Source organism: Nocardia seriolae NBRC 15557 (assembly GCF_007990715.1).
In the GTDB taxonomy this organism is placed as follows: Bacteria; Actinomycetota; Actinomycetes; order Mycobacteriales; family Mycobacteriaceae; genus Nocardia; species Nocardia seriolae.
Genome location: NZ_BJWY01000191.1, coordinates 1 through 9,420 on the forward strand (window position 1 = coordinate 1; position 9,420 = coordinate 9,420).

10 protein-coding genes are annotated in these 9,420 nt (G+C 68.1%); 8 read left to right on the plus strand and 2 right to left on the minus strand.

Annotated features, from left to right (window positions below; translation table 11 throughout):
- Positions 1-4 precede the first annotated feature (4 nt).
- On the minus strand, positions 5-883 hold the full coding sequence (locus NS2_RS38125) for a M23 family metallopeptidase (protein WP_435873335.1): 879 nt from the start codon (positions 881-883) through the stop codon (positions 5-7).
- Between the two features lie 467 nt (positions 884-1,350).
- Here NS2_RS38125 and NS2_RS33950 point away from each other — a divergent pair, with 467 nt between their 5' ends.
- The 5 genes from NS2_RS33950 (at position 1,351) to NS2_RS33970 (ending at position 6,234) form a co-directional block, all read left to right on the plus strand.
- Positions 1,351-2,508: a pyridoxal phosphate-dependent aminotransferase gene (locus tag NS2_RS33950; protein WP_033091411.1), complete on the plus strand. Its 1,158-nt coding sequence runs from the start codon at positions 1,351-1,353 to the stop codon at positions 2,506-2,508.
- Between the two features lie 69 nt (positions 2,509-2,577).
- On the plus strand, positions 2,578-3,183 hold the full coding sequence (locus NS2_RS33955) for a TetR/AcrR family transcriptional regulator (RefSeq protein ID WP_033091410.1): 606 nt from the start codon (positions 2,578-2,580) through the stop codon (positions 3,181-3,183).
- Between the two features lie 32 nt (positions 3,184-3,215).
- A complete protein-coding gene (gene purB, locus NS2_RS33960; RefSeq protein ID WP_033091409.1) occupies positions 3,216-4,637 on the plus strand; it encodes an adenylosuccinate lyase in 1,422 nt (473 codons plus the stop codon).
- A gap of 71 nt (positions 4,638-4,708) precedes the next feature.
- Complete coding sequence (locus tag NS2_RS33965; protein ID WP_033091408.1) at positions 4,709-5,146, plus strand: HIT family protein; 438 nt, start codon at positions 4,709-4,711, stop codon at positions 5,144-5,146.
- A 128-nt stretch (positions 5,147-5,274) separates the two neighbouring features.
- Entirely contained in the window at positions 5,275-6,234 is a 960-nt protein-coding gene (locus NS2_RS33970; RefSeq protein ID WP_033091407.1) for an alpha/beta hydrolase, read from the plus strand.
- 68 nt (positions 6,235-6,302) lie between these two features.
- On the opposite strand, the gene NS2_RS33975 is transcribed toward NS2_RS33970, so the two are convergent.
- On the minus strand, positions 6,303-6,518 hold the full coding sequence (locus tag NS2_RS33975) for a DUF397 domain-containing protein (RefSeq protein WP_033091406.1): 216 nt from the start codon (positions 6,516-6,518) through the stop codon (positions 6,303-6,305).
- Between the two features lie 199 nt (positions 6,519-6,717).
- Here NS2_RS33975 and NS2_RS36515 point away from each other — a divergent pair, with 199 nt between their 5' ends.
- The 3 genes from NS2_RS36515 to NS2_RS33985 form a co-directional block, all read left to right on the plus strand.
- Positions 6,718-6,873 (plus strand): hypothetical protein, encoded by a 156-nt coding sequence (locus tag NS2_RS36515; protein ID WP_155239102.1) that lies wholly within the window; start codon positions 6,718-6,720, stop codon positions 6,871-6,873.
- 97 nt (positions 6,874-6,970) lie between these two features.
- Entirely contained in the window at positions 6,971-9,127 is a 2,157-nt protein-coding gene (locus NS2_RS33980) for a S9 family peptidase (protein WP_147207422.1), read from the plus strand.
- Between the two features lie 67 nt (positions 9,128-9,194).
- On the plus strand, positions 9,195-9,420 hold a 226-nt coding region (locus NS2_RS33985; protein ID WP_222594904.1), incomplete at its 3' end, for a type 1 glutamine amidotransferase family protein.

Genomic DNA, 9,420 nt, shown 5'->3' on the forward strand with positions numbered 1-9,420 from the left:
AGTACTAGCCGATGACGATGCCGTGTAGGGCCAGCCAGGGCTGGGGGTCCACGTGCTGACCGTTGACGATGATTTCGAAGTGGAGGTGGGGGCCGGTGGAGTCGCCGCGGTTGCCGATGCGGGCGATTTGGAGGCCGGCGGGGACGCGTTCGCCTACCGAGACCGAGAAGTCGTACATGTGGCCGTAGACGGAGATGGTGCCGTCGTCGTGACGGATGCGGACCCACAGGCCGAAGCCCTGCGCCGGGCCGGCGTCGATGACGGTGCCCGCCGCGACCGCGTAGATCGGTGAGCCCAGGGGCGCGGCGATATCGATGCCCGCGTGGAAAGTGCCCCAGCGCGCACCGAATCCGGAGGTGAACAGCCCCTTCGCGGGCAACGCGTAGCCGCCCGCGCCCGGAATCACGAAGCCCGGCGGCAGGCTGCTGTCCGGCGACGGCGTCATCCACGGCTGCGGCTGCCCGGCCACCGCCGCCGCGGCCTCCGCCTTGGCCCGCTCCAGCGTGGCCGCCGCGGCCGCCGACACCACCGCCTGCTCGCGCAGGTGTTCACCATTGTTGATGGCATCCAGATACCGCTTCGAGGTCTCCGGCGTGGCCTGCACCTGCAGCGGATACTGCACCGGAACCCGTACCGCCACACCGGGACCCACCGCCGCGTCGGTCGGAATCAACCCCAGCGCCCCGTCCGCGCTCGCGAACACCAGCACCGCCACCACCCCGCCGATCAGCACCCGATGCCGAATCCCCCACGCCCGGGCGACGGGCCACTGCCGCCGCCACAGCTCCTCGGCCTCCGCCCGCGACCGCGGCCGCTGCCGCCAGAGTTCGATCGCCCGATCCCGGACCACGGGGATGTGCACCCGCAACCAAGCGATCCCCAGCTCGGCCAGACGAATCACATGCTGTCCGGCCTGTGCGGCGACCTCCCGGACTCGAGACGGCTCGTCCTCGGAAAGCAACTGGGACCGCACCCCGGGCGTATAACTCCCCGCCGTCTCCCGAAACCCGCCGCCACGCCGCCCCCTCGGCGCTCCGGCCACCGTCCCGGCATCCGTGTCCGCGGGTGGATCGGTGCCGGCCGGAGTGCCGTCGCCGTCGTTCGCGCGGGACAGCACCGCCACAACGCGGCGACGCTTCAGGACGGTGCCCTTGGTCCGGCGGCCGGATCCGTTCTCGGTTCGGCCGGGTTCGACTGGGCCGATGGGGTCCGGTGCGGGTTCGGGTGGGTGTGGGTCTGCCTCCGGGGTGTTCCCGGTGGTTGCTGGTCCCCCCTGCACAGCGCCCTCCTCAGGCATTCGCACGACCGTTCCCGGACAGGCGGGGGAGCGGGTGCTCTACCGTCTGTCGGGTGCGTATCGAATCTCGCCGGTCGACCATTCCACCTTTTTACGTGATGGACGTCTGGAAAGCAGCAGCTGAACGGGCCCGGACACACGGAGATGTGCTGGTGCTGGCGGCGGGGCAGCCGTCCACGCCCGCGCCGGCGGCGGTGCTGCGGGCCACCAGGGCGGCCATGGACAGCGAATTGCTGGGATATACCGAGACATTCGGGATCCTGGCGCTGCGGGAGGCCATCGCGGAGCATCACCGGAGCACCTACGGGGTGACGGTGGACGCCGATGACGTGGTGGTGACCACCGGTTCGTCCGGGGCGTTCACGCTGATCTTCCTGGCGGCGTTCGATCTCGGCGACACGGTGGTGGTGGCGCGGCCGGGGTATCCGGCCTACCGGAACACGCTGACGGCGCTGGGCTGCAATGTGGTCGAGCTCGATTGCGGGCCGGAGACCCGGTTCCAGCCGACCGTGGCCATGTTGGAGGCGCTGCCGGAGCCGCCCGCGGGGCTGATCGTGGCCAGTCCGGCCAATCCGACCGGCACCATGATCGCGCCGGAGGAGCTGGCGGCCCTGGCTCGCTGGTGTGACGACCACGGGACGCTGCTCATCTCGGACGAGATCTATCACGGCATCGTCTACGACGACACCGAACCGACTTCCTCGGCCTGGGAGACCTCGCGCGAGTCGGTCGTCATCGGCTCGGTGTCGAAATATTTCTCCATGACCGGCTGGCGGCTGGGCTGGATGCTGGTACCCGAATCTCTGCGACCCGCACTCCAGCGCCTGGCTTCCAACATGACCGTGTGCCCTCCGGCTATTTCCCAGTTCGCGGCCGTGCACGCGTTCGGCGCGGAGGCCAAAGCCGAACTGGACGGTCATGTTCAGCGCTATGCGGCGAATCGCCAGCTGCTGCTCGCGGGTCTGCCCAAGCTCGGCATCACCGACCTGGCCCCCGCCGACGGCGCGTTCTACGCCTACGCGGATATCGCGCACCTGACCGATGATTCGATGCGCTGGTGCACCGACGTGCTCGACGCCACCGGGGTGGCGCTGGCCCCGGGTATCGACTTCGACACCCGCAACGGCCATCACACGGTTCGCTTCTCGTTCGCCGGAGCCGGCGCCGACATCGAGGAGGCACTCGACCGGTTGGAACGGTATTTGGCCTGATCTGCCAAGCGGATTGAACGCGGTGGGCAAAATGCACACAGCATCAAAGATGACTGGCACGATTGCACCGTGACCACTGCGACGACTCCGAAAGGCGAACGGCGTCGCCAAGCGCTGGTTTGTGCCGCCGCCGAGCTACTGCTCGAGGGTGGCTTCGAGGCGGTCCGGCACCGCTCGGTGGCGACCCGGGCGGACCTGCCGCTCGCGTCCACCACCTACTACTTCGAGTCGCTGGAGGATCTGATCGCCCGCGCGGTCGAGTTCTCCGGCAATGCCGAATTGGAGGCCATGCGCCGCCGCGTGGGCGAGGTGACGCACCGCCGGCGCGGCACCGAGGCGACCGTCGAGCTGGTGCTGGATCTGCTGGTGGGCCCGGAGCTTCCGGACGGGGACGCGCGCGGCCAGCTCATCGCCCGCTACGAACGTTCGGTCGCCTCGGCCCGCCACCCGGAGCTACGAGAAGTGCAGCTACGACTACGGGCTCAGCTCGACGAGCTACTCACCGATGTGCTGCGGCGCTCCGATCGGGTGGTGCGGACCGAACAAACCCGCCGTCTGGTGGCGGTGGTCGACGGGGCGGTGGTGACCGCGCTCGGTGAACTCGACCCGCAACCCCGCCGCATGGCACGCGGGGCCCTGCTCGAGATCATCGACATCGTCGCCCCACCGGCTTAAGCCGCAGCACACGGCCGGTAAACTGGCACAACGTGACCCTTGTGCCTAACGTCCTCGCCACCCGCTATGCCAGCCCCCAGTTGGTTCACCTCTGGTCTCCCGAGAACAAGATCGTGCTCGAGCGGCGGCTGTGGCTCGAGGTGTTGCGGGCGCAGGCGGAGTTGGGGATCGAGGTGCCGGCGGGGGTGGTCGAGGACTACGAGCGGGTCATCGATCAGGTGGATCTGAAGTCGATCGCGGAGCGGGAGCGGGTCACCCGCCACGATGTGAAGGCCCGGATCGAGGAGTTCAACGCGCTCGCGGGGCACGAGCACGTGCACAAGGGGATGACCTCTCGGGATCTCACCGAGAATGTGGAGCAGCTGCAGATCCGGCTCTCGCTCGAGCACGTGTACGCGCATGGCGTTGCCATCGCGGCGCGGCTGGCGGAGCGGGCGGCGCAGTATCAGACGCTGGTGATGGCGGGGCGCTCGCACAATGTGGCGGCGCAGGCCACCACGCTGGGCAAGCGATTCGCTTCGGCCGCAGACGAATTGCTCATCGCGCTGACCCGGCTGCGGGAGCTGATCGATCGATACCCGTTGCGCGGCATCAAGGGCCCGATGGGCACCGCGCAGGACATGCTGGACCTGCTCGGCGGCGACGCGGCCAAGCTGGCGCAGCTGGAGCAGAAGGTGGCCGGGCATCTCGGCTTCGCCGACGTCTTCACCAGCGTCGGCCAGATCTACCCGCGCTCGCTGGACCACGACGTGCTCTCCACCCTGGTGCAGGTGGGTGCGGGCCCGTCCTCGTTCGCGCACACCATTCGCCTGATGGCGGGCCACGAGCTGGTGACCGAGGGCTTCCAGCCCGGCCAGGTCGGCTCCTCGGCCATGCCGCACAAGATGAACACCCGCTCCTGCGAGCGCGTCAACGGCCTGCAGGTGGTGCTGCGCGGCTACGCCTCCATGGCGGCCGAGCTGGCCGGCGCGCAGTGGAACGAGGGTGACGTGTTCTGCTCGGTGGTGCGCCGGGTCGCGCTGCCGGACGCCTTCTTCGCCATCGACGGCATGATGGAGACCTTCCTGACCGTGCTGGCCGAGTTCGGCGCCTACCCGGCCGTGGTCGAGCGGGAGCTCAACCGCTACCTGCCGTTCCTGGCCACCACCCGCATGCTGATGGCGGCCGTGCGCGCGGGCGTGGGCCGCGAGACCGCGCACGAGGTCATCAAGGAGCACGCGGTGGCGGTGGCGCTGGCCATGCGCGAGCAGGGCCGCGAGCCCGACCTGCTGGACCGTCTGGCCGCGGACGACCGGATGCCGCTGGACCGTGCGGCGCTGGATGCCGCGCTGGCGGATCGGTCGGCCTTCGTCGGCGCGGCCGAGGCCCAGGTCGCCGATGTGATCGCCCAGGTGCAGAAGCTGGTGGACGCCAACCCGGCGGCGGCGCGCTACACCCCGTCCCCGATTCTGTAGCGAGACAACGACTCTCGATTCCGGCCCCCGGCTCCCGAGTGGAGCCGGGGGCCGGTCTCTAGGCTGCGGGCATGAATCCTTACACGATCTTCTCCGACATCATCGCCGGGCGGGCGCCGGCGTCGAAGGTGTACGAGGACGAGGATTGCCTGGCGTTCATGGATATCCGGCCGGTGACGCCCGGGCATGTGCTGGTGGTTCCGAAGTCTCCGGCGCGGAGTCTGGCGGAGCTGGATCCGGTGTTGGGCGGCAAGCTGTTTCAGGTGGGGCAGCGGATCGCGGCCGGGCTGCGGGAGTCGGAGGTGGGCTGCGACGGCGTGAACTTCTTCCTGGCCGCCGGGGTGACGGCGGGGCAGGAGGTGTTCCATGTGCACCTGCACGTGATTCCGCGCACGCCGGGTGACGGGTTCGGGCTGCGGGCGCGGCCGACCACGCCGCCGCGCGCGGACCTGGATTATCTGGCCGGATCGATCCGTGGCGCGTTGACCCGAATTGCCGCGGATTCATAGCCGGGACGCATTACCATATGCGAACCGTCTGGTTTGCCAAGGACACGCCATAGGTGATTCCTCCGCGTCACAGCAGCCACTCGAGTTACTTTTGACCGGGATCTTGGTGGGCTTGATGGAGGTGGGGCGTGCGTAAAAGGTTCGTTGCCGCAGCTGTTTTGGCAATCGCTGCTGGTTTGCTGTACCCGGTGGCCGCGTCACCGGCAATCGCGCACGCGGGCCAGGTGGTCCGCGTCGATCAGCTGAGCGCCACCCGCTCGGCGATCTTCATCGACTCCGCGGCCATGGGCCGCACCATTCAGGTCCAGGTGCTACATCCGGCCGGCGGCGGCGACCGTCCGAGCTACTACCTGCTCGACGGCCTGGACCCCGGCGCGACCCAGAGCACCTGGACCAATGCCACCGACGCCGAACCCTTCTTCCGGGGCAAGAACGTGAACGTGGTGCTGCCCATGGGCGGCCAGGCCAGCTACTACACCGACTGGGCGTCGGACGATCCGCGGTTCGGCCGCTACCGGTGGGAAACCTTTCTGACACAAGAACTTCCGCCCATCATCGACGGCTATTTCGCCGGTAACGGAGTGAACGCCATCGGCGGCCTGTCCATGGGCGGCATCGCGGCCTTCGTGCTGGCGGTGCGGCATCCGGAGCTGTATCGCGCGGTGGCGGGCTACAGCGCCTGCCCGGACACCACCATCGCCCAGGGCGCGATGGCGTTCTCCATCGCCAATCGCGGCGGCAATCCGCTCAATATGTGGGGCGGCCCCGCGGATCCGGCCTGGCAGCAGCACAATCCGGCGGTGCTGACCGAGGCGCTGCGCGGCAAGACCATCTTCCTGTCCACCGGCACCGGCATTCCCGGGCCGCACGAGCTGGAGATCAAGCCGCAGCTGCCGGAGAACATCTTCTTCGGCGGGCCCATCGAATTCGGCGTGGACGCCTGCGTCACCGCGTTCGAGCAGCGGCTGCGCGGGCTGAACATTCCGGCGCGGGTGGAGCACTCGCCGGTGGGCACGCACTCCTGGTCGTACTGGCAGGACACGCTGCACGAATCCTGGCCGACCATCGGCGGCGCGCTTGGCGCGTGAGGGCGGGCATTCAGCCCCGTATACGAATTCCGGGGAGCCCGGCTCGAATCGAGCCGGGCTCATCCGTATCAGGCTCCGGGCCGGTTGAATTCGCCGTCCTTGGCCCCGGCGACGAAGGCTTCCCACTCGCCCGGGGTGAAAATCAGGACCGGCCCATCGGGATTGCGGGAGTCCCGCAATCCGATGTTTCCACTGGCCAGAAAGGCGATTTCGACGCCGTCGGCGTCTTCGTCGCCGCGCCGCCATACCGCATCGGCGTCGATTGCGCGGTTTTTCGCTTCCACTGTCGGCCTCCCCTGTGCGGCACCAGCGAGTACTGGTCGGTGATGTAGATCGCACTCATAATGCCAGGGTTTGTGAGGGGTTCGGATCGGATATTCCATCTTCTGTCGACGGAAGGAGGAAGCGGTGCGCACGCCATGGTCGTCGGACGGGGGAGGCTCGCCACAGCGGGCAGCTCCCATCTCCGACAGTTGTGAGACGGTGCCGGAACGGTTCACGGTGGAGCTGGCCCACAGCATCCTGCGGATCCACCGAAGTTGCCCGACCGACAAGTGTGCCCGGCGCAAGTCCGCCATCTACTACCTCTACGAGCACCACCGGTACGACAACGGGTCCCGGCAGCGCCGCGCGCTCTGACGATCACGCGGCCGTTCGCGAGCCCACCCGGCGCCGCGAGTTTCCGCACCGCCGGGTCGGGGACCAGCGGCGGGGCGGCGCTACTAACGTGGTGCCCATGGCTTTGGACAGTGGGAGCGCGACCTCAGTAAGCGGCGCGGTGGTGGCGCCGATCGCCAAGCGGGTGCCGAAGGAGCGCGTGCACCACGGCGATGTCTTCGTCGACGAGTACGAGTGGCTGCGGGAGAAGGAGAATCCCGAGGTCATCGCGTATTTGGAGGCGGAGAACGCCTATACCGAGGCGCAGACCGCCCAGCTGGCCCCGCTGCGCGAGAAGATCTTCGAGGAGATCAAGGGGCGTACACAGGAAACCGACCTGTCGCTGCCGACCCGCATGGGCCGGTACTGGTACTACTCGCGCAGCTACGAGGGCAAGCAGTACGGCGTTTCCTGCCGCTGCCCGATCGCGGCCGAGGACGACTGGACCCCGCCCGTGCTCGAGGTCGATGTCGAGATCCCGGGCGAGGAAGTGCTGCTGGACATGAACGAGCTGGCCGAGGGCCACGAGTTCATCAGCCTGGGCGCGTCCTCGGTCACCCAGTCGGGCGATCTGCTGGCCTTCTCGGTCGACACCACCGGAGATGAGCGATACACGCTGCGCGTCAAGGATCTTCGCACCGGCGAGCTGCTGCCCGACGAGATCCCCGGCATCGCTTCCGGCGCGACCTGGTCGCTGGACGGCACGCACCTCTTCTATCAGACCGTGGACGACGCCTGGCGTTCCGACAAGGTGTGGCGGCACCGGCTGGGCACCGACCGGCGCGACGACGTGCTGGTCTTCCACGAGCAGGACGAGGCCTTCTCGTGCGGCGTCGGCTCGACCCGCTCGGAGAAGTACCTGGTCGTCTGGACCTCTTCCAAGATCACCAGCGAGGGCCGGATCCTGGAGGCCGACAATCCCGAGGGTGAGTTCCGGGTGCTGCTCCCGCGCCGGGAGGGGGTGGAGTACGGGGCCGAGCACGCCGTCATCGGCGGCGAGGACAAGCTGCTCATCCTGCACAACGACGTGGTGGACGGCGTGAAGGCGGTCAACTTCGTGCTGGCCGTCGCCCCGCTCGACGATCCCGCCGCCATGACCACCCTGATCCCGCACCGCGACGACGTGCGGCTCGAGGACATCGACGCGTTCGCGGACAAGCTGGTGCTGAGCTACCGGCGCGAGGCGCTGCCGCGAGTCGCGGTGTGGCCGTTGACCTCCGACGGTCTGGGTGAGCTGCGCGACATCGAATTCGACCTGTCGCTCTTCTCGGCCGGGCTGGCCAGCAACCCGGAGTGGGAACAGCCGATGCTCCGGATCGGCGTCACCTCCTACATCACCCCGTTCCGCTACTTCGACTTCGTCCCCGAGACCGGTGAGCTGATCCTGCGCAAGGAGCAGGTGGTGCTCGGCGGCTACAACGCCGACGACTATGTGCAGCAACGGGATTGGGCGGTCGCCGCGGACGGCACCCGGGTGCCGATCTCGCTGGTGATGCGCAAGGACGCCCCGGCGGGCCCGAAGCCGTTGCTGCTGTACGGCTACGGCTCCTACGAGGCCCCGCTCGATCCGTACTTCTCGGTGGCCCGGCTCTCGCTGATGGATCGCGGCATGGTGTACGCGGTCGCCCACGTGCGGGGCGGCGGTGAGATGGGGAGGCTCTGGTACGAGCACGGCAAGACGCTCACCAAGAAGAACACCTTCTCCGATTTCATCTCCTTCGCAAGGCATCTGGCGGACATCGGGGTGACGGCGGCCGGGCGCATCGTGGCCGACGGCGGCAGCGCCGGTGGCTTGCTGATGGGCGCGGTGGCGAACATGGCCCCCGAACTGTTCGCGGGCATTCTCGCCAATGTGCCCTTCGTGGATCCGCTCACCTCGATCCTGGATCCGTCCCTGCCGCTCACCATCACCGAGTGGGACGAGTGGGGTAATCCCTTGGCGGACAAGGAGGTGTACGAGTACATGAAGTCCTACGCCCCCTACGAGAATGTCGAGGCCAAGGACTATCCGGCCATCCTGGCCATCACCGGGCTCAATGACACCCGGGTGATCTACGTGGAGCCCGCGAAGTGGGTGGCGAAGTTGCGTGCCACCAAGTCCGGTGATTCGCAGCTGCTGTTGAAGACGGATATGACCTCCGGTCACGGCGGGGTCAGCGGCCGCTACGAGAAGTGGAAGGAAGTCGCCTTCGAGTACGCGTGGGTGCTCGACATCGTCGGTCTGGCTGACAACTAGACGGAAATCCGGTGGCTACCATCTGAACCGACATGTTTGCTGATCTCCTTCGGAGAGGGGCGTTTTCATGGTCGGTCACGTGGTAGCCACCGGCGCGGGCCGGGCGATGATGGATCGGCGCGGCGACCCGCTGCACGATTTCATCCTGGGCCTGACCGGGAAACCGAAACCGCGAGTGCTGTTCCTGGGCACCGCGACCGGCGACGACCCGGACTACATCGTCAGCTTCTACGAGACCTACGACTCCGACCGCTGCGCGCCGTTCCACCTGCGCCTGTTCCAGCGCGGCATCA

What these genes read in the sequence shown, in the direction of transcription:
- NS2_RS33965 (WP_033091408.1), top strand. Translation starts at nt 4,709, where the DNA reads ATGAATCCTTACACGATCTTCTCCGACATCATCGCCGGGCGGGCGCCG.
- NS2_RS33980 (WP_147207422.1), top strand. Translation starts at nt 6,971, where the DNA reads ATGGCTTTGGACAGTGGGAGCGCGACCTCAGTAAGCGGCGCGGTGGTG.